Here is a 24,234-nt window from a genome sequence, read left to right on the forward strand (position 1 = left end):
GGTATCACATACGGCAGGGTCTCTAACATTATGAGAGCGGCCTTAGTGAGTATATCGTTATCTGATAATAGGTCTTTCATAGAATTTAAAGGAGTTTTTATGAGTGAAGCAACTCAAGCTGAAGGTCTGAATCCAGAATTAAAAAAACATACGTTTGAAGCAGAAGTGGCGCAGTTGCTGCATTTGGTCACGCATTCACTATATTCTAACGCTGATATTTTTGTCCGTGAGCTCGTCTCTAACGCGTCGGATGCTTGCGATAAGCTGCGCTTTGAAGCCACCAATGATGATAGCCTTTATGAAGACGATGGCGAATTAAAAATCCGTATCGCCGTCGATGAAGACGCCAAAACTATTACCTTTACTGATAACGGTATTGGGATGAATGAAACCGATGCCATCGAAAACTTAGGTACCATCGCCAAATCAGGCACCAAAGCCTTTTTGGATAAATTGTCTGAATCACAAAAACAAGACGGACAATTAATTGGTCAATTCGGTGTTGGTTTTTACTCAGGTTTTATCGTGGCTGACACCATCAGCGTTGAATCACGTAAAGCGGGTGAGCCTGCTGATAAAGGCGTGCGCTGGGTATCAGATGGCACTGGTAGCTTTACGGTTGAGCCTATTACCAAAGACACGCGCGGTACCGCGATCACTTTGCACCTAAAAGAAGAATATAGCGAGGGCGAAGATAACTACCTAGACCGAAGCAAGATCAAGCGCTTGGTCAATAAATACTCTGACCATATCAGTCTGCCGATTCAAATGCGTAAAGAGATCTGGCAAGAAGATGTCGTCGATGACGAAAATGATGACACGCCTACTGGTGGCGAAATGGTGCTCACTGATGAGTGGGAAACCATCAATAAAGCCAGTGCGCTATGGACACGCTCAAGCTCTGAAATCGACGATGATGAGTATGTCGATTTTTATAAAAACATCACTTATGACATGGACGCGCCGCTTACGTGGACGCACAACCGTGTCGAGGGCCGCGTACAGTATACCCAGCTTTTATATATCCCTAAAAAAGCCCCGATGGATCTATACACTCGCGAGCAGCAGCACGGTCTAAAGCTTTATGTAAAGCGCGTCTTTATTATGGATGATGCTGAGCAGCTATTACCGATGTACTTACGCTTTGTGAAAGGGGTGATCGATTCTGCTGACTTACCACTGAACGTGAGCCGCGAGCTACTACAAGAGTCACGTGATGTAAAATCTATCCGTGATGGTAACGCGCGCCGTATCTTGACTTTGCTGGCAAGCCTTGCCAATAGCGAAGACAGCGATAAGCAAGAAAAATTTGCGCAGTTCTATGCAGAGTTTGGCGATGTCATCAAAGAAGGTCTGGGCGAAGATGCCGGCAATAAAGAACGTATTGCTAAGCTATTACGTTATGCAACCAGCACGCAAGACGGTCTTGAGACCAGTTTTGAAGATTACAAAGCTCGTATGAAAGAAGGGCAAAAAGCGATCTATTATCTAACGGCTGATAACTTAGCCGCGGCAAAAAACAGCCCGCAGCTCGAGCTATTCAAGAAAAAAGGTATCGAAGTTATTTTGATGACCAGCCGTGTCGATGAATGGGCAATGAATTTCTTGACCTCATTCGATGAGACACCGCTACAAAACATCGCAAAAGGCGCGGTAGATTTGGGTGACTTGCAGGATGAAGCCGAAAAAGCCGAAGCCGAAAAAGCTGAAGAAACTCTAAAGCCTGTCGTTGATAAGCTCAAAACTGCACTTGGTGAGCGTGCTAAAGATGTCAAAGTCTCGACGCGTTTGGTTGATAGCCCTGCGTGCTTGGTTGTTGGTGAAGGTGAGTTATCGCCACAAATGATTCAGATGCTGCAGCAAATGGGTCAAGATGTACCAGCGAGTAAGCCAACACTAGAGGTCAATCCAGATCATCCGCTGATTAAAAAGCTTGAGAGCAGTGAGCAATTTGACGACTTGGCGCAAGTGATTTTTGATCAAGCATTGTTAGCAGATGGCGGTCAGTTAGACGATCCAGCCGCTTATCTAAAACGCGTTAATGAGCTATTGATGAGATAATGTCTGGTAATTGATGTAAAAGGAGGTCTTGTCTGCAAGGCCTCCTTTTTTATTGAGGTTTATGGTTATATTTGAATGAATTTTACAAATCATCCTTATCCTCTTGACCGACAATCCGTTACAATCGCGATAGATTAGCGAGCTAAACTATTGGTTAATGCTAGTCATCTTCGATAAACATTCCATCGTGAATTCAATATAAATAGATGTCTACAGCCGTGAAAAAATCGTAAGTCGATTACATCAAGCGGCGACGACATCATGATAGTTATCATTGGGTCATTTTATTTTTCTCGACTGGCTAGAGGTCTAAGTCTTTGTCACTTACGTCGTTAAAAACCGTATCGCTCCAGCGTTTTTCGCTTAATTTCGCTGCCAATATTATCGCAACTTTGTGGATGTTGGTGGGTTCAACTCGGGCGTTTTCTTGGGTAAAGCCCACCTTTATACAGTTTGCTGTATTTGCCTTATTGGCACTTGGTAGTAACGTCCTATTTTCGTGGTTGGCGGCTGAAAGTGGTAGTATATTCAATGAGCAGGGGCTGGTCAGTTATTTGATCTGGCCGATGATTATTTTATTAAGCGGTATTATTTTGGCACGGCGAGCCAGCAATCAGACACTGGTTTTTGTGCCCGTCGTTCTTTGGTTGGTTGCTGATACCTTATCTGCATTATTGCAGAGCTTGGTACAGTTTTTTGGTAGCTATGGCTGGTTACCTGAGTGGAGTTACTCGTTTTTACCCATACTATTTTTGGTATTGTTTTTATGGCAGACGCTTGCTTTGCTATGGATTTTTTCTCGTCGCCTGCGCATACCATGGTGGGAGCGAATTATTATCCTAGTTGGTGCTGTGGCATTGTTGACGATCTGGCAGCGCAATGTCGCTGATCAGCCTATCTTTAAGCAAATTCCAGTAGAGCCTGTGTTGGAAGAGGCGGCACTATATGAGCAGCCCCGTTTATTACAGCAAGCATTAAATAGTATAGACCCAAGTATCGATGGCAAAACCGACTGGTACTTTATGGGTGTGGCAGGGTTCTCTAGTCAAAACGTCTTTCGTTCTGAGATCAATAAAGTACGTGAGCTGTTTGATGTGCGTTTTGGGACCAGCGGGCACTCGTTGTCTTTGATTAACAATACGTATAGTTGGATGGACGAGCCAATTGCGACCAAAACCAGCATCCTACGCGGCTTAAAGAAGATCGGTCAGCAGATGAATGCTGATGAAGATGTGTTGTTTTTGACGTTGTCTTCACATGGTAACGAGGATATCGTTCAGTTAGCGAATCCGCCAATCGCGATGGACAATCTAGATGCTGCATGGCTTCGTGAAGCACTGGACGCCTCGGGTATTCGCTGGCGTGTGATTGTGGTGTCTGCTTGTTATTCGGGATCATTCATCGATGAACTAGCGTCTCCGACCACAGTGGTGATAACGGCATCAGCCGCTGACAAAGCATCTTTTGGTTGTACCAATACGGCTGAGATGACGTATTTTGGTCAAGCATTTTTTGCTGAAAGCTTGAGAGGGAATACCAGTTTTGAGTTGGCTTTTAAGGATGCTCGTATACGTGTCAATGAGCGTGAGAGCGCAATGGGGTTTGAGCCATCAGAGCCGCAGATGGTAATCGGCAGTTTGATGGAAACCGCCTTACCTGCATTTGAGCAAGTGCTGTTTGATAAAGCGCGACCTTCAGTTGCAAGTCTTACGAATAATACTGCTTCTACGACCGTCAATGCTTTACCTGAAACTACTGCTAATCTATCGGTAGGCGAAGTAGATGCAGCTGCCGAATAAATATGAGAAATGATCTAGTAACTGGCAAATGCTAGTATCAAATAACGAGCACTTATTAAACGCCATCGTTGGTTTTTTGAATAAAAAGGATATCACTCATGCAGAATTCTTATAGTCATAGTTTGTCTAACCATAAACAGCTTACCCAAAAAAGTGTAAATCGCTGTTTTAATGGTGAGCAGCATTATTATAGTCACGAATCGACGTCTACCAAAACCTCTATGACGTTTAGTATTTATCTACCTGATGAGGCCTTGGCTGGACGACGTTGTCCTGCGATATTATATCTATCGGGTCTGACGTGTAACGCGGACAATGTGACGCATAAAGGTCATTTTCAACAAAAATGTAGCGAGCTTGGTATGATACTTATCGCACCTGATACTTCGCCTAGAAGTAGTGAAGACAGCGATGTACCAAATGATGAGCGCTATTTTGTTGGTCAAGGTGCAAGTTATTACGTAGATGCCACTCAAGCACCGTGGTCAGACAACTTCAATATGCAAAGTTACATCGTTGATGAGCTATATGACTTATTACGCTCAGAGTTTCCTATCGATAGCATTGGTATTACAGGGCACTCGATGGGTGGCCATGGCGCGTTATTACTAGGATTCAAGTATCCGAGTAAGTTTGTCAGCGTATCGGCATTATCGCCAGTGTGTGCTGCCAGTGAGTCTGCATGGGGGCAAGCCGCCTATACAGAGTACTTCGGTGATGATAAGTCTCTATGGGCACAAGCCGATGCGGCGCAGATGATCGAAAAAGTGGGACAGCAGTATGCCAGTATTTTGGTTGATCAAGGCGCGGCTGATAATTTCTTAGCAGAAGGTCAGCTACAGACTTCTAAACTACAAGACGCTTGTGCGAAAGCCGAACAGCCCTTAACATTACGCTATCAAGCGGGGCATGACCACAGCTATTATTTTATCCAAACGGTGATTAATGATCATATCGAGCATCATTGGCATATGGCTCAGATGAGCTAAGAGGTCATTCAGATGACCGTAATACATTTTTTGCTATTGCATTCATGTTTAAAAGGTAGTTTTTATGGCAGGTTATCAAGACTTGACAGCTTCTAATTCGAAGAATAAGTCAGCAGATACAAGCGCTACAAAAACGACTATGCAAGCGGATATGGATGCTGCTTTGGCAAAAAAGCAACATGATGTCGATAGTGACCACGTATCCGAAGCGAAAGCAAAAGAGTATATCGCAAAAACCGTCAACGATGCAGGTGAGAGAGTACTTGATGAGACGCAAATATCTCGCGTGATAGAGATGGCATGGGAAGACAGAACGCCATTCGGTGCGATAGAGCATAGCTATGGTCTCGATGAGACTGCGGTTATCAAATTTATGCGCCAAACGTTAAAGCCATCATCTTTTCGTTTATAGCGCAAGCGCGTGAGTAATCGTGCTACCAAGCATGAGGCAAAGCGCTCTTTTGAGGTTGGCCGTGCTTATTGCAAAACTCAATACAAGCAGCGCTAAACAACTAAATATTTAGTATCAATATGTCAAAGGCTTGCAGCATATGTGAGCCGATTAGAATTTACTTTTAATCTATCCATATCTTATATAAACATGAATTAGGTAGCCCAATTATGAACAGTCCTGCTAGACCTTATCTTATTGCCCCATCGATACTCTCAGCTGACTTTGCGCGGTTGGGCGAAGAAGTTGAGAAGGTAATAGAGTCGGGTGCTGATGTGATTCATTTTGATGTAATGGACAACCATTACGTACCCAATTTGACGTTTGGTAGCATGATTTGTAAGGCATTGCGTGACTATGGTGTGGAAGCGCCAATTGATGTCCATTTGATGGTATCACCTGTCGATAGTATGATTGAGCAGTTTTTGGAAGCGGGGGCAAGTATCATCACCTTTCATCCAGAAGCCAGTCATCACGTTGATCGCTCTCTTCAGCTTATCAAAGATGGTGGGGCAGAGTGCGGTTTGGTACTCAATCCTGCCACATCATTACACCATCTAGATTGTGTGATGGATAAAGTGGATCAAATTTTATTGATGAGTGTTAACCCTGGTTTTGGTGGTCAGTCGTTTATCGATAACACATTAGATAAAATACGTCAGGTACGTCAGCGTATCATCACCAGTGGTCGAGATATCAGATTAGAAGTAGATGGCGGTGTCAAAGCCAGCAACATTCGTGCGATTGCTGAAGCAGGGGCTGACATGTTTGTCGCTGGGTCTGCGATATTCAACCAAAAAGACTATAAAGCGGCTATTGATGAGATGCGCGCAGAGTTGGCTTTAGCCAATAATAGCTAATCTGCATATTGTGACATGATCGATAAACGGTGTTGGCGACCAAAAAACAGTATTGAAGTAGGCCATATCATTTGCAATTGTGCGTAGTGGCCAGTCATGTAAAGGTGAATCATGGACAACAAACATTCTACCAACTCATTGAAACCTTCTGAGACGATGAAATATATTGATCAGACACCGAAAAGTGAGACACAACGTAGCTTGGTGCCCAAAGGCATTACCATTGGCATGGCTATATTTGCGCTGGTACTGAGCTTGGCAGGTTATGGCTTTCGTTTGATGGTGGGTGATGATGTCGGAACAGTGTTGCGCCATGCAGCCGTGGTTGTACCTACCTTCATGCTAGGTATTCCGCTGTTTTTTTGGGTAGGTTCTCGTATACTCAACAAGGTTAAAGGACTGCATATCGAGAGCTGGAATGCCATTAGCTTGGGCTATTTGACCTCTTGTGTATCGATGTTATGGCTGATGGGCACTTATAGTTAAATGCTTTAGCAAAAAGATAGTATCTATTCATAAATATAGCGTTGTAATATTCTCATAAGCTATTTTCTATACTTTTTCAATCGTTAAGCCTTGCTTTGTAAGCATGGCTGGAATTTTATATGCGAATTGTACCGGCCAGTATTGCCAAAATTATCTATCCAAAAGATTTACCAGATGGCCTATTTACTAGCTTAATCATAGCTTGTCTTTTGATGGGGCTCGCTTCACTGCGTAACGGGACGGATTTACAGGGTTGGCTCAATGTGATTGAGAACTGGCTGCTGATGTTATTGATATTTCCGACTGCAACGGCGACTGTTGCTCTGCCTTTTAAATACCGCGATCCCACCCTTGAGCTAAAGCTGGTCTATTACCTTGGGATGTTCGTTGCTTTCTTATTTACGTTAGCGAAACTGCGCTATTGGCGCTAATGTGTCCTTATTGCAAGGCATCCAAGTTTTTTTATAGTGAAGACTTATGTGATAGCCCTTGAATTCTAGTGTTAAAGCGTCCATTGTATGAGTAAGACAGATTTACCCGCGTTACTGTAAGATGATAGATTTGCCGAATGCGTTTGTATTCAATAAATAACGGCTTTGCAATCACTAGTTTCTCTACCAGTACTAAACGGGATAATAAGGAACATATTAATGCCATATGATATCGATAATGATATAGAAGTAGACAACGAAAGTAGCGATCAGTTTGCAGGGTTTGCCAAAGAAACCACCTTAGAGTTAGTGGAAGCAGATGATGGTAGATTGTTGTTGCGTGATGCCGAGCAAGATGAAGCGCCGCTGATGACTATCGACTTTTCTGACAAGCTAAAAGAGCTACTTGGTAGTGACATTCAAGTGATTGGTCAACACATGATTCATGCTGCGATTCAGGTCATTATGCAAAAGCAAATGAGTAAGTGGCATGCGCATGTATATGATAAAGAACCAACGCACTACAGTTGATCTAGTTATTAGTGATCTGAAGATAGCTAAATATACAAGCATAAAAAAAGGGTTTATCCATTAATAAACCCTTTTTTTGTTCAAATAATACCATTTATAAAATGAAGATTATTTGATTTTGGCTTCTTTAAAGATCACATGCTGGCGTACTTTTGGATCAAACTTTTTGATTTCCATTTTGCCAGGCATAGTGCGCTTGTTTTTAGTAGTGGTGTAGTAATACCCAGTACCAGCTGTTGATACTAATTTAATTTTATCTCTCATGATAGCTTTCCTGTAAATGAGGGGTCTTCAAACGATAGGTACGTGTCTCAAAGAGCAAGTTGCCACAGCTAATGTAGCAAAACGGCAGCTAAATAATGAGAGTCATCACTCAGCTGCTATTTTTAACTTAAACTTTTTGACCTTGTGCGCGTAGATCCGCTAACACTTTATCGATACCAAGTTTGTCAATGATGCGCATACCTTTGGTAGACACACGTAGACGTACAAAGCGGTTTTCAGACTCTACCCAAAAACGATGGTTGTGAAGGTTTGGCAGAAAGCGACGACGGGTTTTGTTGTTTGCATGCGAAACATTATTACCCACCATAGGGCGCTTTCCAGTCACTTGGCAAACTCGAGACATGGCGAACTCCTAATCTATGAGGTATGAGTTTTTCTCATACCAGTCTGGGCAAGTTGCACGTTTATGCGGCATGGACACAGCAAGCGGCAGCTTTGCACCAAACAAAACTATATGAAGGTTGAGCTGGTTTTGCTGTTATCTAAAGGCAAATAACAGGCTGACCAATTCAGAAAATTTTAAAGCCGACATTTATACCATAAAACAGACAAATACTCAAATATTTTTATGATAGTTGTTGGTTTAAAGAGAGATATTATACCCTGAAATGAGCGTGCTATGTTGTTGATTGTTTAATAGTAAAGATTAATTTTTGGTTGTAAGTTATAACAAAAGTCAGTAAAGTTGCTGTTATATATTTAATACAATCTGTTAATACATCGGTATCACTGTAAATCTAAGTATCATTACCAATCTTATTTAATTCTGTGTAATGGTTTTCTGCCTTTTTGCTCGAATAAATTACTGCTCATGCGGAGTCAAAACATGTCACATCATTTGCTACCTACTTCTAAATTGTTTCAACTGACAGCGCTAACCTTATCATTGGCCTTAGCGGGTTGTGGTGGTGGGGGCACGGATACGGTTGCACCGGCGCCTGATTTGGGTACGCAACAGCCCGGTACGGGTAATGGGTCTGATAATGGAGGCCAAGAAGTGGGTGAGCTAAATGTCACACCTATCGCGCTGACAGATACTAATGGCAATATTACCCGTACTATAACATCTACAGGAGCCAATGCAAAAGTCGTGGTAACCGATAACGATGGTGCACCAGTTAGCAATGCGTTGGTAACCTTTGAAGGTGAAAATGTAATCTTCGGCACTAGTAATGCGGCCATACTAACTAATGAGGACGGTGAAGCGAACATATCTGTCAAACCGTTAGATAATAGTACGACAGGTAGTTACCAACTCAGAGCAACTGCCAGTTATGAGGATCTAACCGCAACTACCCCAGGTTATAATTTCTCTTTGCAAACCTTAGAGGTTGTATTAACAAATGTTGCTCTATCTTCTAGCAGTCTAGAATCAGGTGGTAGTACAAATATTACGTTGAAGACAAGAGATGTCATTAGTAATACCAATCAAAACAATATTTCAGTTACGTTCGATACGAGCTGTGGCACTTTTGACAATAATAGTATGGTTTCAAGCAACCAAGGTGATGTGTCTGCAACTTATCAAGCAATAGATGATAATGGCAACTTATGTGAAGGTGAGCAAACCATTACAGTTGCACCTGTAAGTAATCCTTCTAACAGCCAAACGGTAACCGTTAATATTGAAGGTGTGGAAGCCAGCTCAATAGTATATACCACTACAGATGATGTACAGCTAGGTGCCAATAATAGCGGTTCGTCACGCTCAGGAAGTATAGAATTTACTGTGTATTCAAATGGTAGACCTGCCGCTAACCAAAGAGTTCAGATAAGTAAGGTGTTCGCTCCTACTGACTTTAGTTTCGTGAGTCTGGGCAATCGAGCCCCTGAGACAGTTACGAGTGATTCTCAAGGTAGGGTCGTAGTCAATTTATATCCTGGAGCCTTACCTGGCCCAGTAGAGATAAAGGCCGCTTTAGTATCGAACAGTAGTGTCTTTGCTTTATCTAAAAATGTTTCTGTAGCGACCGGACGTGCCACACAAAATGGCTTTAGTATTTCACTAAGTAAAAACGTATTAGCTGCTGGCGTTGATGGTGATATTGCTACTGTGACAGCAAGACTAGTGGATAGAGTAGGTAACCCTGTACCTGATGGTACAGTCGTAAGTTTTATTAGCGAAGGTGGTCGAATTATTCCAAGTTGTGCAACTGCTAATGGTCAATGTAGCGTGGAATTTAGTACGCAAAATCCACGTCCTGTAGATGATCGTATCTCTGTTATGGCGTATGTAGAAGGAGACAAAAGCTATATAGATAGAGATGGGGATAACCAGTTTAGTGCTGGAGATATACTAACCCGTAATATCGGTGACTTCTTCCGAGATGATAATGAAAATAACCAGTATGATGATAATCTAGGTGAATTTATCTATCGCCGAAATGCTTCTAATCTACAATGCGGTAGCTCATCATTCAGTTATCCTAATATTGACGGAACATGTGATGACAAATTAGATGCTATCTTACGTTATCAGGTTGTATTAGGTTTGGCATCAAACAGTCCTCTATATCCAAGTTTGGGAAGAACTTTGCCAGCAAACCCATTAACTGATTTGGACTCTCCTGTTGAAGTAGACTTCAAAATGTACGGTAACGGCGCTCAAACGGTTAGCATGCCATCTGGAACGAATATTAGCATCGCAGCTGAAGATAAGACCAGTTACTCTCCTACAGCCGTTTTGGCGGATGGCAGAATTCAAGTATCAAATGCTGAGCCAAATACGGTTGCTATTGTTACAGCAGGTTCATCTTCGTTTAATGTATCTATCGGTACAAACGGTACAGGTTCGGCCTCTAGTGGTAATTTACCAGCAGACTCTTCATTGACAGTAGCAGATACAAGTTCAACATGCGAAGCTGAACTCGTTTCTGGTAGTTTGACTGTACCTGATGTTGTTAACTTAGGAGCTGGTGTACCAGTAGGAAATGGTACTTTTGGCAAGGTAACAGATGGTGCGGTCAGCTACACATTTAGCTACAGTGGTTGCCGCCCTAACGATCAACTTAAACTAACAGTGGTAACGCCATCTCCAGCTGCAAACAGTTCTACAAAACTGATTAGATTTATATAAAGTCAATTAAGCTAAAAGTATAGAACCCCCAACCCTATGTTGGGGGTTTTTACGTTATATTCTCAAATAACTAAATTATCCTAAATAACCAAAAACAACCAACTCGCTCAGCAAAGCATCGCAAAAAAGATTAAAATAACCGGTTTACTCCGCTGCCAGCAATTTTTCAGCGAACAGTCATCACTTCTTATATTGGGCGTATTATGTCAGACAACACCAAAACGGCTTCATCATCACGTACAACAAACATCGCTTCTCAGAGCAAACAGATTCCTAGCTTTACTGATACAGCGACATTGCTCATCAAATGCAAAGATCAGGCGGGTATCGTACAGGCAGTCTCTGAATTTATTCATCGCTATGGCGCGAATATCATCACCTTAGATCAGTATTCAACAGCTCATGAAGGTGGTCAATATTTTATGCGTTTGGAATTTGCGTTGGCAGGCTTGAGCGATATCATTGAGAACTTTGAAGCCAGCTTTGCACATACTGTGGCTAAACGCCATAACATGGACTGGCGTCTGCATAACAATGCTACCAAGACCAAAGTGGGTATTTTGGTGTCAAAGTTTGATCACGCATTATTGGACTTATTATGGCGACACCAGCGTGGCTTGCTGGATTGCGAGATTACTTGCGTGGTGAGTAACCATCCTGATTTACAACAAGCGGTCGAAAACTTTGGCATTACCTTTCACCATGTGCCCGTGACCAAAGAGAATAAGGTAGAAGCGGAGGAGCAAATCCATAAGCTGATGGCAGGTAATGACTTACTAGTGTTGGCGCGTTATATGCAGATATTGTCAGCTGATTTCGTGAAGCGTTGGCCGATGCAAGTGATTAATATCCATCATTCGTTCTTGCCTGCGTTTGTGGGTGCAGATCCTTATCGTCAGGCTTATGATAAAGGCGTCAAGCTGATTGGCGCAACAGCGCACTATGTGACTGCTGAGCTGGATCAAGGGCCTATTATTGAGCAAGACGTACACCGTGTGACCCATCGCCAAGGGGTAACAGAGTTGCGCGCTATTGGCCGTGATATCGAGCGTAATGTATTGGCACGTGCTGTCAATTGGCATGTGCAAAACCGTGTGATTGTAGCAGGCAACAAGACCGTAGTTTTTAACTAAAAAATCAGTAGAAAATTGAGTAAGAAAGGCGGTCAGTAGCAACAGTTACTGATCGCCTTTTTTATAATGTGATATTTTATATCAGCATTTCCAAAACAAACTTACTACCCACAAAGCCAATCGCTAACAGAATAAAGGCATAAATAGTGATATTCGCCGCACGTTTGCCTCGCCATCCTGCGCGCCAATTGCCAAGCAGCAACGTACCAAATAATAACCACGAGAGCAGACTAAATACTGTTTTGTGCACGATATGCTGTGCCATCAAATCTTCGACATAGATAAACCCGATGCCCAGTGCGATACTAAGCAGCACAAAGCCTACCAAGAGCATATCGAATAATAGACTCTCCATACTTTGTAATGAGGGTAATTTATTGACCCAAAATCGGTGAATGGTATGATGCTTGAGCTCGCGAATTTGTAGACGCAAAAATAGCGCTTGTACTGCCGCCATCAACAGCACACAATAGGCCGCTAACGATAATAGGATATGAGCTTCAAGACCGACACTGACGTCAGTAAGCGGTTGATAGGGTGCGCGGCAAATATAGCCGACGGTTATACCTATTAGTGCAGTAGGCGCAGCCAAAATACCAAGGCTCAGAATAGGGCGGTACAGACAAAACAGCAGGTAAAAGAATAAGAAGAATAAACTGGTCAGGCTAATGATATTGAACAAATTGAAATTCAGACCATAAAGCGTCACTACATATGGATAAAGTAAGGTCGCATGTGCGGCCATCCCTACCAATAAAAGCCCCAAACTGACGCCTTTATGAATAGGTTTGTCCTGAATCAGCGCCCAACCAATATGGAGGCTGACTAAGACATAAGCCATGCTAGCAAGTAAGAATGCAAGGTGCACAGATAAAAAGCCTCATCTTATACTGAGCATAAACTGCCGCTCAATGTGTCGCTAAAGTGGTATTATCAGAATGATTAGAATAATCGTCCAATTTATCATAAAATGGGTGCCAGTTGAGCATCATCTTACTCATTGCTTATAAATATGATTGACAAAGCATCAATCCGCAAAATATATCGTAAGTCACTTATAAATATCAGAGCCAAGTTTTGCAAAACCACTATAAGTTTTGAGCCGTGTTGATGCTATAGTATTGATAATATGATTTTTTATCAGAGCATCCTCAGTATTTGATAGTCCATCCTAATAGTATTGATGAACCATTTGAATCGTTTGATTCGCCAACATTTTATTGAAAGTTATTTTAATTGCGTATTATTTAATTGAAAACCATTTTAATTGAGAGTTATTTATGTTTGATACCTTAACAGAACGCTTATCGTCCAGCCTACGTAATATCGTAGGATCTGGACAACTGACTGAAGACAATATCAAAGACACCCTGCGTGAAGTACGTATGGCATTGTTAGAAGCTGACGTAGCACTGCCTGTCACTCGTGATTTCGTCAAACGCGTCAAAGAGCAAGCGCTTGGTGCTGAAGTGCTAAAAGAGCTAGCGCCAGGTCAAGCATTTGTCAAAATCGTACACGACGAGCTGACCGAAATGATGGGCAGTGCCAATCAGCAGTTAGAGATGACAGGCAAACCGCCTGTGGTCTATTTGCTAGCAGGTTTGCAAGGTGCGGGTAAAACGACCACAGCTGGTAAATTGGCCAAATATCTACAAGAGCGTCAAAAGAAAAAAGTCATGCTGGTATCGGCCGACGTCTACCGTCCAGCGGCGATCAAACAGCTTGAGCAAGTCGCCGGTCAGGTAAATGCCAAGTTTGTGAACTCAAGCACGGATGAAAATCCAATCGATATCGCAAAGCGTGCGATTGAAGAGGCCAAAATCCAATATCAAGATATCCTTATTATTGATACGGCAGGTCGTCTACATATCGACGATACCATGATGGATGAGATTAAGGCGCTAACGGCGGCGGTTAACCCATCTGAGACACTATTCGTCGTCGATGCAATGACGGGTCAAGATGCCGCCAATACCGCAAAAGCCTTTAATGATGCGTTGCCATTGACGGGTGTTATCTTAACTAAGACTGACGGCGATGCACGAGGCGGTGCGGCGCTGTCTGTACGCGCTATCACCGGCAAGCCAATTAAGTTCTTGGGCCGCGGTGAGAAACTAGGCGAGTTAGAGCTATTCCACCCTGAGCGTATTGCCCAGCGTATCCTTGGTATGGGCGACGTACTGAGTTTGGTCGAAGAGGTTGAGCAAAAAATCGACCGTGATAAAGCCGAAAAAATGGCGAAAAAGATGCAAAAAGGCGGTGATTTTGACCTTGAGGATCTATTAACCCAGTTCCAGCAGATGAAAAGTATGGGCGGTATGGCGGGCTTCTTAGATAAGATGCCAGGTATGAGCGGCTCAGACATGCAAAAAGCCGTCGAAGAAGCCAAGCCAGAAGAAAAAGTACGTGAGATGGAGGCGTTGATTAATTCAATGACGCCGTTTGAGCGCAAAAACCCTGATAAGATTAATCCAAGTCGTAAGCGCCGTATCGCTGCAGGCTCAGGCCGTGAGATTCAAGATGTTAACCGTTTGCTCAAGCAGCACAAGCAAATGGCAAAAATGATGAAAATGATCTCAAAGCCTGAAGGCATCAGTAAAATGATGAAGTCTATGCAAGGCCTCATGGGTGGTGGTAGCGCAGGCGGTGGCGGCCCATTGTTTGGCGGCGGTCAGCAAGGCACTAAAAACGTGAATCCAGAACAAATGGCCAAGCAAATGGGACTGGATCCGAACAATATGCCGAGCACCGAAGAGATGCAAAAGCAGATGCAAGAAATGCAAAAAATGCAAAACCAAGCACCCAAGAAGTTTAAAACACGCTTCTAAGCCATCGTGATGCATACTGAAAGTATTTTATATATGCCCTAAAGCTACCTAAGCTTTAGGGTTTTTTATGGTTAGCTATGAATAAGTACAGATGAATAAAGTGTGGAAAAGCGTAGAAATTGATAAAATTCATTTAGCCTAAATGCTATGATAGGCGCTGTTTCATTCTGTCTAAATTTTGATAGTACATAAATAATAAATAACTATTAAAAATTATTAAAATCTGACAAACCCATTTAGAACGCCAAAAGTAAAAGCCGAGGTTGTGATGTTTTTAGCAATGGATACCGTGTTCGATCAGTGTTCGATCGCGATTTTAGATTCGAGCGGACAGGTACTGTCGAACCATACCGAAACAGGCAAGCGTCAGCAAACTCAGCAGATCTTACCGATGATTGATGCTGCACTATCTGAGGCGCAGCTACGTCTTGCTGATATACAGGCTTTAATATTTAATCGCGGACCGGGTGCGTTTAGCGGTATTCGTATCAACACGGCAGTGGTGCAAGCGTTGTCTGTCGCGCATGACTTGCCTTGTGTTGGTGTCTCTAGCCTACAAGCGATTGCACAATCTGCGTATCAGCAGTACGGGCTGACACACCTATACAGCGCCCTTGATGCTCGTATGCAGCAAGTCTATTTCGGACAGTATGAGTTGGTAGTTGACGACGAGTTAGGTTATAGCATCATGCAGCCAGTATGGGCTCATGGCAGTGATAGCACTGAGCAGCTATTAGATTATGATAGCCAAACAGCACTGAATCTCCCTATCGCGGGGAATGGATCAGTACTACTAGCATTGCATGATCAGCAAGTGTGCCATGAAGACGTCTGGCCAGACGCTGTTATCATCGGGCAGCTTGGTGTTGCTCAGTTTGCAAACGATGGTGGTACGGAGGCGGCGCAAGCGCTACCAAAATATCTACGTAACCAAGCTTGGAAAACACTTAAAGAGCAAGGCAAAGCGTAGCTTTTGAGTATTTTTTAAGCATTAATCAATATAAAACCAACGTCAACATAGGACAGCCAATCGGCCTGTTTTTAGGAAAGTCATTGTGGATATACTGTTATTCGTTCAAGCTGTCATCATGGGTATCGTGGAAGGTATCACAGAGTTTTTGCCTATCTCCAGCACGGGGTATTTGATTTTATCAGCCGATGTGATGGGATTTTGGACCAAAGAAAAAGTCGATTTGTTTGTGGTCGTGGTACAGCTTGGTGCTATCTTGGCAGTGATATATGACTATTGGGGCAGACTGTGGCAAGCATTGATGGGTCTCATAACAGGTAAAGCAGAAGGCATGACCAATCCTAGGCAACTGGGACTCAGTCTCATTGTCGCGACCATTCCTGTGATGATTGTTGGCTTTACCTTTGCTGATGAAATCAAAACTTATTTGTTTAATCCTATTGTCGTTGCCATTATGCTCATCATCGGTGGTCTGCTCATATTCTATGTGGAAAAGCGCCCTAAAACCATCATTGCAAAAGAAGCAGAAGATGTCAGTATAAAAACGGCCCTAATGATTGGTCTGTTTCAATGTTTGGCTCTGATACCAGGGACGTCACGCTCAGGATCGACGATCATTGGGTCGCTATGGCTTGGAGTCTCGCGTAAAGCCTCCGCTGAGTTTTCTTTCTTTTTGGGTATTCCTGTCATTGTAGGCGCGGCATTATTAGATCTGCTCAAACACGGCGATGTACTGAGCAATCGTGAAGACTGGTTGATATTAGGTGTTGGAACCATCGTGTCGTTTGTCGTGGCGCTACTCTGTATTCGCCTGCTTGTAGCATGGGTGAGTCGCCGTGACTTTACTATTTTTGCTTGGTTACGCATTATCACGGGTGTTATCGTGTTGGTTGCGGCTTGGGGCTTTGGTTACCAAATGGCGGGCTAGATTTGTACGATGGCTTGTAATGCTATAGGTAAAAAGTAAGCAGTTATAAGTAAAAAGGATGATGGTTATGACAGTGCTGCATCACACAGATAATAAGTCAGGTGACCTTGTACAGTGCCAATTGTTCTATGTGAATGACAACCAACAAGCTCAGATTGAGCGCTTACAGGCATTGATAGCTGAGCACAAATTACCAATCGTCCTAAAGACTGAGCTCTCCACGGAGAAATTAACACAAAAACGTCGCCAGCAACTGAGCCAAACATCCTCTCAACTTATTTTGCTGCTTGATGAAAAAGATAAGCTATCGTGGCTTAGTGATGGACTGAGCGTGTCACCAGAGTGGGATAAATTGCAACGCCGCGTGGTGACTGCTGGTCGTAAGTCGGAGCTATTACTGCAAGCAGCAAAGATTACCGCAGATAGCCATGTTATCGATGCCACGGCCGGCTTTGGCCATGATAGTTTGATATTGGCCAGTACTGGCGCACAAGTCATTATGCTTGAGCAGCAGCCGCTAATGGCGTTGCTGTTACTTGCAGAGCAGCAGCGTATGAGCGCGCAGCCTAATTGGCAAAAGCTCATGAGTCGCCTACATATTATCAATACTGATGCACTGAGTTATTTTGCGAGCCTAAAAGCTGACGATATATCGAATGATGGCAATGCAGTCGATGTGGTGTATTTAGATCCCATGTTTCCAGAGGATAGCTACCAAGACAGTAAGACAGGTAAAGGTGCCAAAGTCGGCAAGCACATGCAAGCGCTGCATCAATTGGCGCGTCCACCAACGCTAGAGGAAGAGCGCCAACTGCTAAATAGTGCTAAGGCAATTGTGAGTCGAAGCGCGCAAGGACAAGGTCGCGTGATCGTCAAGCGGCCGCAATTTGCGCCATTACTTGCCGATGAGCCGGTTAGTGAAAGCTGGCATAATGAAGCCGTGCGTTTTGATGGGTATTTTGCCTGACATCGGTTTTTCGAGGATTATTTCATAGCCACTGTTTGTGATAAATAAGTGTATCAGCATAAACATACGTCATTCATTAGCTTGAGTATTTAGAATACATGTATTCAGGAGCAGGAAATGTCAACGCTAATCATTTGGGTCATGGGTGCAGGCTTATTGTTGGTCAATATCATGCTGCGCACTCGGATTCTTCGGCTTGAAGCATGTTTAAAGGAATTGAGCAGTCCACAAGAGCAATTGGCATTTTTGCGAACAAGCAGCACATAAAGATAAAATCCCTGCGATTAAAGCGTTACGTAAACAGTATCCTGAATTGTCTCTAATTGAGGCGAATAACTTATGGAAACAAATCTAACGATTAGGGCGTGTCCCTAATTCAAACGTTTATCACCATTTTTAAAATAGCGACACGCCCTAGCAAAAAAGCATATAACACTCTTTATTGACGATAATAAGAAGCCATGACATTCAAAGACAAACTACAAGCCTATATCCAGCTCACGCGTTTTGATAAACCAGTGGGTATTGAGCTGCTACTATGGCCGACATTATGGGGCGTACTGTTAGCTGCCATGGGCCAAGCTCAGCAGCAAGGAGTTGCAGCAGGTCTGCCAACGCTCAAGATATTTGTAATATTTGCCCTCGGTGCGATATTTATGCGCGCCGCTGGTTGTGCGATTAATGATTTTGCGGATCGTAAAGTAGATGGTCATGTGACTCGCACCAAAGGTCGTCCATTAGCAGATGGACGTCTATCTGGCAAAGAAGCCATTGCTGCATTTTTGGTACTGGTATTACTCAGTGCCAGTTTGCTGTTTTTCTTACCCGTTGCCGTTTTTTATTGGTCGCTGGGTGCTGTTGTATTGGCCTTTATTTATCCCTTTATGAAACGCTATACCCATCTGCCACAAGTATTTTTGGCAGCGGCGTTTGGCTGGGCCATACCGATGTCTTATGTGGCGGTGCAGGGCGCTCCCGATATTTGGTGCTGGCTATTATTCTTTGCTTATATGTGCTGGACGGTGGCCTATGACACGCAGTACGCAATGGCTGACCGCGAGGATGATCTCAAGATTGGGGTCAAATCAACGGCGATATTATTTGGCCGCTATGATGTGATTATTATCTCAATCCTGCAAATGCTATTTTTGCTGATGATGGGCGCGGCTATGTGGCATTACTTTGCCCCAACAACGCTAGGCGTGACACCCGTATTCGGATTGGCATTGGTGGCGATGATGTTTGCCAAACAAAACAGCGCTTGTGCCAGTCGCAATGCGCAGGCTTGCTTTCAGGCATTCTTAGCCAATATCTGGGTAGGACGCTATGTTTTTGCCCTCGTTGCAATTGCTTGTATATGGACGACTCTAAATGGATAAATTTAAGAAGTTGTCGAGATTTAAAGCAAAGAAATCCTCTAATACAAATGGCTCAGTCGTCGATTATCAGGCAAAACTTGCTGAGCAGGGACTGACACGCGAGCAAGTCATTGCCACCGAGCGTAAACTGGCAAAGTTTGCTAATACAATGGATTCTCTTGTCCGCGTGCCTTTTACCAAGCAAGGCATAGGTGCGGATGCGGCGCTCTCTACCATTCCTCTCGCAGGGGATGTCGCAGGACTGATACTGACCAGCTATGCTTTTATACTGGGTCGTCAGCTGGGTGTTCCTGCCGATAAAATGACACCTGCGGTCAGACTGGCGCTGATTGATATGGTGGTCGGTATTGTGCCCGGCATTGGGACATTGCTAGATATTTTTATTCGCCCTAGCCGCAAGACATTGGGTATCGTACACGAGCATTTGCATCAGGAGTACGGCATCACTGAAACCATGCATATGGATCGGCCTTTTTTACATCAGTCATTAGAAGACAAGCAGCAAGGCCGCTTTGGTGCATTTTGGCGCAATTCTATAGTAGCGTGGCTGTACTTGCATATCCCTGACATATTGGGACTCATCGTGATTGTATTTGTTGGTTGGGGGATATGGACGGCGATAAGCTGGTTGGTCGGACTTTTTGGTCAATCGACTGGGTTTGGATAAATAAAGTTATATATTAGAAATTTGAGTGAATGCAAGTAAGCGGAGAGCATTCAGTATTAGTGAAAAAAGGCGGCAACGATAGTAACGTTTGCCGCTTTTTAATTATTTAAGATAAGACTTTCAAAAAGGATGCAATTAGCACTTATTCAGTGACGACTTCTGCTTCAGCACTGACTGCATCAAAGCTAGTGACGGTATTGTTTTGGATAAGATCAATGGTGCCGCCACCTGCATGACTCACCAGTTGGACGTTACCGTCAGCTGAGCGATAAGTGGGGTTGTTGCCTTGACCTTCTGGTGCGCTGAGTGTCATTTTTGGCTGGTTGGGTCGAGTGACGATGGCATTGAGCAACCCTGCAGCTGACGTTTCAAAAACGACCGATAAGGTGTCGCCTGCTTCACTTTTGTAACGGACATCAGTGATTTGTGCGCCTTTGATGGCCTGTTCTGGATTGGGCGATGTAGCAGTATTACTTGGTGCAGCGACAGTGCCTCCAAGGTCTTGCTCTAGTTCAGTCAAGCTCACATCGCGCTCTGAATTAGCTTCAGTCTGTGATGGGTTCTGAGCATTCTCTATACTGTCATCCGCCGCTTCATTGACATTGATATTTGTGGTGACAGGCGTTGTCTGTGTTGGTGTTTCGGTAGGTGCTTCAGGTTCTGGCGTTTCTTGACAGGCAGTCAGCAGAAACACACTCAAAAAAAGAGCAGAAGCTTTGAGACAGTGAACCTTAGCGTTTGTTGAGCTTGGTAATTTTAAGACAAAAGTGGTCATAATCAGGTTTATCCGTTAATAGCGCGCTATATCAATGTGGCAGGTTGACTCTATATTATTACGTATTGACCGTAATAACCAGCTTGCGTTGTCCGCTATATCCAGTCACGTCTCTATGCTCACATAAGTAAACCCCTTGCCACATACCTAGACCCAAGACACCATCTATCAGAGGAATGGTCAAACTTACCCCAAGCATCATGCTTTTGAGATGCGCTGGTAGATCATCGGAGCCTTCTAAAGTATGGCGGTACTCTGGCTGATCGGATGGGGCGATTTTATTGAGCCAATCCTCTGTGTCCAATCTTACATCTGGGTCAGCATTTTCATTAATGGCGAGACTGGCTGACGTGTGTTGCAAAAACAAATGAACCAGCCCCGCTTTGGCGCTGGACGGTATGAGCTGAGCAATGGCTTCCTCGATGATAGGCGTGATGACATGAATACCACGGGCATAAGTAGGTAGGGTGATGGTGGTTTGATGATAGCTCATGATGCTTATCTCATTGTCGGAATGAACATTAAATAAAGATATCACAAGATAATATGAATCGTCGAAAGCGTTGTTTTGATGTACATGAATATCATCCTAAATGATATCAAGTGAGCGGTGTTTGCAAACGGGTACGATTGGGCGATAGACGTGCGAGCATTGCATTAGATAGTGGCGCAAATGACCCTAGCATCATACCCGCTAACGCTTCAGCGCAGATGGGTGCCAACGCATAACCTTTTGCACCCATTGCACTCATCGTCCAAATTCGCTGACTGTTGGTTAGTTGCCCAACGATTGGATGATAATCAGGTGTCTGAGTGCGAATGCCAGCGCGCCCTTGCCACAGGCTAGTATCGGCTGGCACGATAGATGCCATCTCAGGAATGGCAGCAACGAGCTTGTCTCGGTTAATCTGATGTTCTTCATCTCGAATGTCAGTACCTATATCATTGCGGATAAAACTTGCGCCTAATAATAGATATGGCTTGCCAGCGGTGACAGTGTTTAGGTTATCATCTCCTGCTTGTGCGTTAAAGGGCGCACAGTAACCACTATATTTAAGCGGGATTTTTGGCAAATTTATCAGTTGCTCTAGGCTAGGACGAAACCAAGACAGTTGACCACGAATTTTACGGCAATCAAAAATACGCTCATCTAATTGATGACTCTCAAAGGCGGCGCAAATAACGACATGATCAGCAAGAATAGAGACAGTCTCCTGATTTTGATCACTGCCTTCAATACACACTTGCTGTTCAGTTTCGTTAATTTCACTCACTTCTAATTGCTGAAAGCGAATGAGCGGATGTGTCAATATAATAGTTTTCAATGCTTGCGGATTGACCAAACCAGACTGTGGTAAGTATAAGTTCTCTGATAAGTCTTGCTCTTTTATTCCACTAATATTCTGTGCTTGCTCATGGGGTAGGGTGGTTGCCATCTCATCAGGATAATCTGCGATTTGCTCGGTGCCAATATTGGCTTTCACCAGTAAATCAAGCGCTCCAGTCGGCTCTAGTACTGGCGCTGTATTGAGCTGTGTGGCTTTCTGATTAAGGTCTCGATATAGCCTGCTGCTATAAAGATAACCGATGGTATGCAAATGCTCATCAACGTGGTGAATTGGCGTCATTTTTGGGGCAAGCAATGCTCGAGGGTTGCCTGAAGCGCCAGCCAGAGGCGCCGTTTTGTCTAATAAAGTGACCGCAATGCCGCGATTGGCAAGCGACCAAGCCGTTAGCAACCCTGAAACGCCTGCACCAATGATGGCAGTGTGATTAAAGGTGCTATCTGTTGTTATCTGCTCCGCATCGTGGCTTTCGTTATCACAACTTTTATTATCACTAGTAACGTCAATATGGTCTGTATCGGTCATAATGGCGGTGAGCATTTCTCGCTTTCGACCAAAACCTTTTACCTTTTTGATGGCAAAGCCATGTTCCTTGAGCCCGCGCTTGACGATACCTGCACAGCTATAAGTGGCGGCGGTGGTATGCGGACGCGATAAGCGCTGCATCTGTGCAAAAATACTGTCAGCCCACAAGGTACTGTTGCAAGAAGGCGCAAAGCCATCCAAAAACCACGCATCGATATGAGGCTGAGGCGCAGACTGCTGAGAGCGCTCTATTGCCAGTTTGCTAAGGCTCTGAGCTGCATCACCAAGCCATATATCGACCGTCAGATTATCATAAGAAAAATCCAAACGATGACAGCCTGCGATAAGAGGCGGATACGCAGCCAAAAGTGGCTCAATCAACGCTACAAGCTCAGGAGCACGTTGACCCCATAGGGCAAGTATGTGCGTCAGATCTGCAAGCGGTATTGGGAATTTTTCAGTGGTAATGAAATGTAGGCGGGCATCTGCCAGTTGTGGGTAGGTATCGCGCAGCTGTCGCCATAACTGCCAAGTCGCTAACAAGTTAAGCCCAGTACCAAAACCCAATTCGGCAATCGTAAAACATTGCTGTGGTACAAGGCCTGCCAAGCGATCAGGCAGCTGATTGTGCGCTAAAAATACATGACGTGTTTCTGCCAGACCATCCGCATGCGAAAAATACACATCGCCGAACTCACCAGATACTGGCACCATATTTCCAGTATCATCCATTTGCCACTCAACCTTGGCAGGTGTGATAGTGTTTAATGGTTCAGCGTTTGTGTGATGAGCGATAGACATGGAAACTTCTTAGTAGGATGATTTACTATAATAAAAATGTTGTTGATGACAGAATCAAGTTCATAAAAATACAATGAGACGTCGCAGAATAGAGCAGGTAAAAGGCTAAATCTATAAAGAGCGCATCGCTTACCAGCGATCACGGCGAACGAACACCAGCCACGAGATAAAAATACCCACCAATAAACTGATCAAAACGGTAAATGCACCATACAAAAACAGCTGACCTTTGCTCTCATAGACTAAGACGTTTGCTTGAGTCTGCAAGTCATTTACTTGGCGTTGCAATTGTGCATTACGGCTGAGTAGTTCTTGATTGGCCTCGGACAGTGCTTTAGTAGACGGTTGCAACTGTGCTGCCAGAGTATCATTGATATCTAGTGCTGAACTTGTTGCTGCATCGCCTACAGCAGGTTGATTTATAGAGGCTACTGTAGGATTCGCTGCCTCTGCGTTGGGTGCCGTTGGCGCGGCTTGCACTGATACTGCTGCCATCAGTAGCAGGCTAGCCAAGCTACTTTTATAGAATCGAGTATTCAAATAAAGGACTTTCTGACTCACGATGCAGCTACTTTATCAGTGGGCGCAGGCAATGCTTGGATAAATGGCTTGATATCCACGTGGCTATAAACGCCATCACGTAAATAAGGCTCATCGTTTGCCCACGCTTGTGCCGCCTCGATAGAGTCAAACTCAGCAATGATTAAGCTGCCTGACATATCGCTCTTGCCATGTTCGATCGGCGTTGGGCCTGCAATCACCAGACGATCTTCACGACTTAGCGCCTGTAATCGCTCAATATGTTCAGCGCGAGTAATCAGACGCTGTGCGCTGCTATTAGCCACATCATGACCAATAATGACAAATAAAGACATGGAACTTCCTTAGTTGATAATAAAACGTAATGATTGATTTGAAATACATCGTATAACGCTAACGGCTGATT

The 24,234-nt window shown here is 43.9% G+C and carries 24 protein-coding genes and 1 pseudogene; 17 read left to right on the forward strand and 8 right to left on the reverse strand.

Annotated features, from left to right (window positions below; all coding sequences use genetic code 11):
• The first annotated feature begins 99 nt into the window (after window positions 1-99).
• The 8 genes and pseudogenes from htpG to GYK50_RS02845 all read left to right on the forward strand — a co-directional run bounded on the left by htpG (window position 100) and on the right by GYK50_RS02845 (window position 7,608).
• Window positions 100-2,061: a molecular chaperone HtpG gene (htpG, locus tag GYK50_RS02810; protein WP_212564226.1), complete on the forward strand. Its 1,962-nt coding sequence runs from the start codon at window positions 100-102 to the stop codon at window positions 2,059-2,061.
• 317 nt (window positions 2,062-2,378) lie between these two features.
• A complete protein-coding gene (locus tag GYK50_RS02815) occupies window positions 2,379-3,860 on the forward strand; it encodes a C13 family peptidase (RefSeq protein WP_212564227.1) in 1,482 nt (493 codons plus the stop codon).
• A gap of 98 nt (window positions 3,861-3,958) precedes the next feature.
• Window positions 3,959-4,849: an S-formylglutathione hydrolase gene (gene fghA, locus GYK50_RS02820; protein WP_212564228.1), complete on the forward strand. Its 891-nt coding sequence runs from the start codon at window positions 3,959-3,961 to the stop codon at window positions 4,847-4,849.
• Between the two features lie 226 nt (window positions 4,850-5,075).
• Window positions 5,076-5,357, forward strand: a pseudogene (locus tag GYK50_RS02825) (TIGR03643 family protein).
• Between the two features lie 113 nt (window positions 5,358-5,470).
• The gene (gene rpe, locus GYK50_RS02830) at window positions 5,471-6,160 is read left to right on the forward strand and encodes a ribulose-phosphate 3-epimerase (RefSeq protein ID WP_071003083.1); all 690 of its coding nucleotides are present in this window, start codon (window positions 5,471-5,473) and stop codon (window positions 6,158-6,160) included.
• 156 nt (window positions 6,161-6,316) lie between these two features.
• Window positions 6,317-6,646 (forward strand): hypothetical protein, encoded by a 330-nt coding sequence (locus GYK50_RS02835; protein ID WP_212564491.1) that lies wholly within the window; start codon window positions 6,317-6,319, stop codon window positions 6,644-6,646.
• Between the two features lie 119 nt (window positions 6,647-6,765).
• Window positions 6,766-7,077: a hypothetical protein gene (locus GYK50_RS02840; RefSeq protein WP_212564229.1), complete on the forward strand. Its 312-nt coding sequence runs from the start codon at window positions 6,766-6,768 to the stop codon at window positions 7,075-7,077.
• Between the two features lie 219 nt (window positions 7,078-7,296).
• Window positions 7,297-7,608, forward strand: a complete 312-nt coding sequence (locus GYK50_RS02845) for a hypothetical protein (RefSeq protein ID WP_212564230.1) — start codon at window positions 7,297-7,299, stop codon at window positions 7,606-7,608.
• Between the two features lie 108 nt (window positions 7,609-7,716).
• Here GYK50_RS02845 and rpmG read toward each other — a convergent pair whose 3' ends face one another.
• Window positions 7,717-7,872, reverse strand: a complete 156-nt coding sequence (gene rpmG, locus GYK50_RS02850; RefSeq protein ID WP_010201403.1) for a 50S ribosomal protein L33 — start codon at window positions 7,870-7,872, stop codon at window positions 7,717-7,719.
• Window positions 7,873-7,999: 127 nt separating this feature from the next.
• Window positions 8,000-8,236 (reverse strand): 50S ribosomal protein L28, encoded by a 237-nt coding sequence (gene rpmB, locus GYK50_RS02855; protein ID WP_057761372.1) that lies wholly within the window; start codon window positions 8,234-8,236, stop codon window positions 8,000-8,002.
• A 483-nt stretch (window positions 8,237-8,719) separates the two neighbouring features.
• On the opposite strand from rpmB, the gene GYK50_RS02860 reads away from it, so the two are divergent.
• Entirely contained in the window at window positions 8,720-10,969 is a 2,250-nt protein-coding gene (locus tag GYK50_RS02860; RefSeq protein ID WP_212564231.1) for a hypothetical protein, read from the forward strand.
• Window positions 10,970-11,172: 203 nt separating this feature from the next.
• Window positions 11,173-12,102, forward strand: a complete 930-nt coding sequence (gene purU, locus GYK50_RS02865; protein WP_083328935.1) for a formyltetrahydrofolate deformylase — start codon at window positions 11,173-11,175, stop codon at window positions 12,100-12,102.
• 76 nt (window positions 12,103-12,178) lie between these two features.
• On the opposite strand, the gene GYK50_RS02870 is transcribed toward purU, so the two are convergent.
• Complete coding sequence (locus GYK50_RS02870) at window positions 12,179-12,970, reverse strand: cytochrome C assembly family protein (RefSeq protein WP_197496673.1); 792 nt, start codon at window positions 12,968-12,970, stop codon at window positions 12,179-12,181.
• A gap of 412 nt (window positions 12,971-13,382) precedes the next feature.
• On the opposite strand from GYK50_RS02870, the gene ffh reads away from it, so the two are divergent.
• The 7 genes from ffh to GYK50_RS02905 all read left to right on the forward strand — a co-directional run bounded on the left by ffh (window position 13,383) and on the right by GYK50_RS02905 (window position 19,841).
• Window positions 13,383-14,930 carry a signal recognition particle protein gene (gene ffh, locus GYK50_RS02875; protein WP_212564232.1) on the forward strand — a complete coding sequence of 516 codons (1,548 nt, stop codon included), beginning with the start codon at window positions 13,383-13,385 and terminating at the stop codon, window positions 14,928-14,930.
• A 268-nt stretch (window positions 14,931-15,198) separates the two neighbouring features.
• Window positions 15,199-15,900, forward strand: coding sequence for a tRNA (adenosine(37)-N6)-threonylcarbamoyltransferase complex dimerization subunit type 1 TsaB (gene tsaB / locus GYK50_RS02880; protein WP_212564492.1), 702 nt, complete (start codon window positions 15,199-15,201; stop codon window positions 15,898-15,900).
• An 85-nt stretch (window positions 15,901-15,985) separates the two neighbouring features.
• Complete coding sequence (locus GYK50_RS02885; RefSeq protein ID WP_212564233.1) at window positions 15,986-16,828, forward strand: undecaprenyl-diphosphate phosphatase; 843 nt, start codon at window positions 15,986-15,988, stop codon at window positions 16,826-16,828.
• Between the two features lie 67 nt (window positions 16,829-16,895).
• Window positions 16,896-17,795: a class I SAM-dependent methyltransferase gene (locus GYK50_RS02890; protein WP_212564234.1), complete on the forward strand. Its 900-nt coding sequence runs from the start codon at window positions 16,896-16,898 to the stop codon at window positions 17,793-17,795.
• Between the two features lie 117 nt (window positions 17,796-17,912).
• A complete protein-coding gene (locus GYK50_RS12800) occupies window positions 17,913-18,062 on the forward strand; it encodes a hypothetical protein (protein ID WP_339605558.1) in 150 nt (49 codons plus the stop codon).
• Window positions 18,063-18,256: 194 nt separating this feature from the next.
• On the forward strand, window positions 18,257-19,174 hold the full coding sequence (gene ubiA / locus GYK50_RS02900) for a 4-hydroxybenzoate octaprenyltransferase (protein ID WP_212564235.1): 918 nt from the start codon (window positions 18,257-18,259) through the stop codon (window positions 19,172-19,174).
• Window positions 19,167-19,841 carry a DUF4112 domain-containing protein gene (locus GYK50_RS02905; RefSeq protein ID WP_212564236.1) on the forward strand — a complete coding sequence of 225 codons (675 nt, stop codon included), beginning with the start codon at window positions 19,167-19,169 and terminating at the stop codon, window positions 19,839-19,841. Before ubiA ends, GYK50_RS02905 begins: the two co-directional genes overlap by 8 nt.
• A 142-nt stretch (window positions 19,842-19,983) precedes the next feature.
• Here the strand turns inward: GYK50_RS02905 and GYK50_RS02910 are convergent, their stop codons facing one another.
• From GYK50_RS02910 to GYK50_RS02930, 5 genes are all read right to left on the reverse strand, one after another.
• Window positions 19,984-20,616 (reverse strand): hypothetical protein, encoded by a 633-nt coding sequence (locus tag GYK50_RS02910; protein ID WP_284719643.1) that lies wholly within the window; start codon window positions 20,614-20,616, stop codon window positions 19,984-19,986.
• A 58-nt stretch (window positions 20,617-20,674) separates the two neighbouring features.
• Entirely contained in the window at window positions 20,675-21,109 is a 435-nt protein-coding gene (locus GYK50_RS02915; RefSeq protein WP_212564237.1) for a secondary thiamine-phosphate synthase enzyme YjbQ, read from the reverse strand.
• A gap of 106 nt (window positions 21,110-21,215) precedes the next feature.
• Entirely contained in the window at window positions 21,216-23,288 is a 2,073-nt protein-coding gene (mnmC1, locus tag GYK50_RS02920) for an FAD-dependent 5-carboxymethylaminomethyl-2-thiouridine(34) oxidoreductase MnmC1 (protein ID WP_212564238.1), read from the reverse strand.
• 129 nt (window positions 23,289-23,417) lie between these two features.
• Window positions 23,418-23,828, reverse strand: coding sequence for an SH3 domain-containing protein (locus GYK50_RS02925; protein WP_227674132.1), 411 nt, complete (start codon window positions 23,826-23,828; stop codon window positions 23,418-23,420).
• Window positions 23,829-23,845: 17 nt separating this feature from the next.
• On the reverse strand, window positions 23,846-24,163 hold the full coding sequence (locus tag GYK50_RS02930) for a YciI family protein (protein ID WP_071003108.1): 318 nt from the start codon (window positions 24,161-24,163) through the stop codon (window positions 23,846-23,848).
• Between the last annotated feature and the right edge of the window lie 71 nt (window positions 24,164-24,234).

The sequence above is a fragment of the Psychrobacter pacificensis genome, from assembly GCF_018336615.1.
GTDB lineage: Bacteria > Pseudomonadota > Gammaproteobacteria > Pseudomonadales > Moraxellaceae > Psychrobacter > Psychrobacter pacificensis.

What these genes read in the sequence shown, in the direction of transcription:
- htpG (WP_212564226.1), top strand. Translation starts at nt 100, where the DNA reads ATGAGTGAAGCAACTCAAGCTGAAGGTCTGAATCCAGAATTAAAAAAA.
- fghA (WP_212564228.1), top strand. Translation starts at nt 3,959, where the DNA reads ATGCAGAATTCTTATAGTCATAGTTTGTCTAACCATAAACAGCTTACC.
- rpe (WP_071003083.1), top strand. Translation starts at nt 5,471, where the DNA reads ATGAACAGTCCTGCTAGACCTTATCTTATTGCCCCATCGATACTCTCA.
- GYK50_RS02835 (WP_212564491.1), top strand. Translation starts at nt 6,317, where the DNA reads ATGAAATATATTGATCAGACACCGAAAAGTGAGACACAACGTAGCTTG.
- GYK50_RS02840 (WP_212564229.1), top strand. Translation starts at nt 6,766, where the DNA reads ATGCGAATTGTACCGGCCAGTATTGCCAAAATTATCTATCCAAAAGAT.
- GYK50_RS02845 (WP_212564230.1), top strand. Translation starts at nt 7,297, where the DNA reads ATGCCATATGATATCGATAATGATATAGAAGTAGACAACGAAAGTAGC.
- rpmG (WP_010201403.1), bottom strand. Translation starts at nt 7,872, where the DNA reads ATGAGAGATAAAATTAAATTAGTATCAACAGCTGGTACTGGGTATTAC.
- rpmB (WP_057761372.1), bottom strand. Translation starts at nt 8,236, where the DNA reads ATGTCTCGAGTTTGCCAAGTGACTGGAAAGCGCCCTATGGTGGGTAAT.
- GYK50_RS02860 (WP_212564231.1), top strand. Translation starts at nt 8,720, where the DNA reads ATGTCACATCATTTGCTACCTACTTCTAAATTGTTTCAACTGACAGCG.
- purU (WP_083328935.1), top strand. Translation starts at nt 11,173, where the DNA reads ATGTCAGACAACACCAAAACGGCTTCATCATCACGTACAACAAACATC.
- ffh (WP_212564232.1), top strand. Translation starts at nt 13,383, where the DNA reads ATGTTTGATACCTTAACAGAACGCTTATCGTCCAGCCTACGTAATATC.
- tsaB (WP_212564492.1), top strand. Translation starts at nt 15,199, where the DNA reads ATGTTTTTAGCAATGGATACCGTGTTCGATCAGTGTTCGATCGCGATT.
- GYK50_RS02890 (WP_212564234.1), top strand. Translation starts at nt 16,896, where the DNA reads ATGACAGTGCTGCATCACACAGATAATAAGTCAGGTGACCTTGTACAG.
- GYK50_RS12800 (WP_339605558.1), top strand. Translation starts at nt 17,913, where the DNA reads ATGTCAACGCTAATCATTTGGGTCATGGGTGCAGGCTTATTGTTGGTC.
- ubiA (WP_212564235.1), top strand. Translation starts at nt 18,257, where the DNA reads ATGACATTCAAAGACAAACTACAAGCCTATATCCAGCTCACGCGTTTT.
- GYK50_RS02905 (WP_212564236.1), top strand. Translation starts at nt 19,167, where the DNA reads ATGGATAAATTTAAGAAGTTGTCGAGATTTAAAGCAAAGAAATCCTCT.
- GYK50_RS02910 (WP_284719643.1), bottom strand. Translation starts at nt 20,616, where the DNA reads ATGACCACTTTTGTCTTAAAATTACCAAGCTCAACAAACGCTAAGGTT.
- GYK50_RS02915 (WP_212564237.1), bottom strand. Translation starts at nt 21,109, where the DNA reads ATGAGCTATCATCAAACCACCATCACCCTACCTACTTATGCCCGTGGT.
- mnmC1 (WP_212564238.1), bottom strand. Translation starts at nt 23,288, where the DNA reads ATGTCTATCGCTCATCACACAAACGCTGAACCATTAAACACTATCACA.
- GYK50_RS02930 (WP_071003108.1), bottom strand. Translation starts at nt 24,163, where the DNA reads ATGTCTTTATTTGTCATTATTGGTCATGATGTGGCTAATAGCAGCGCA.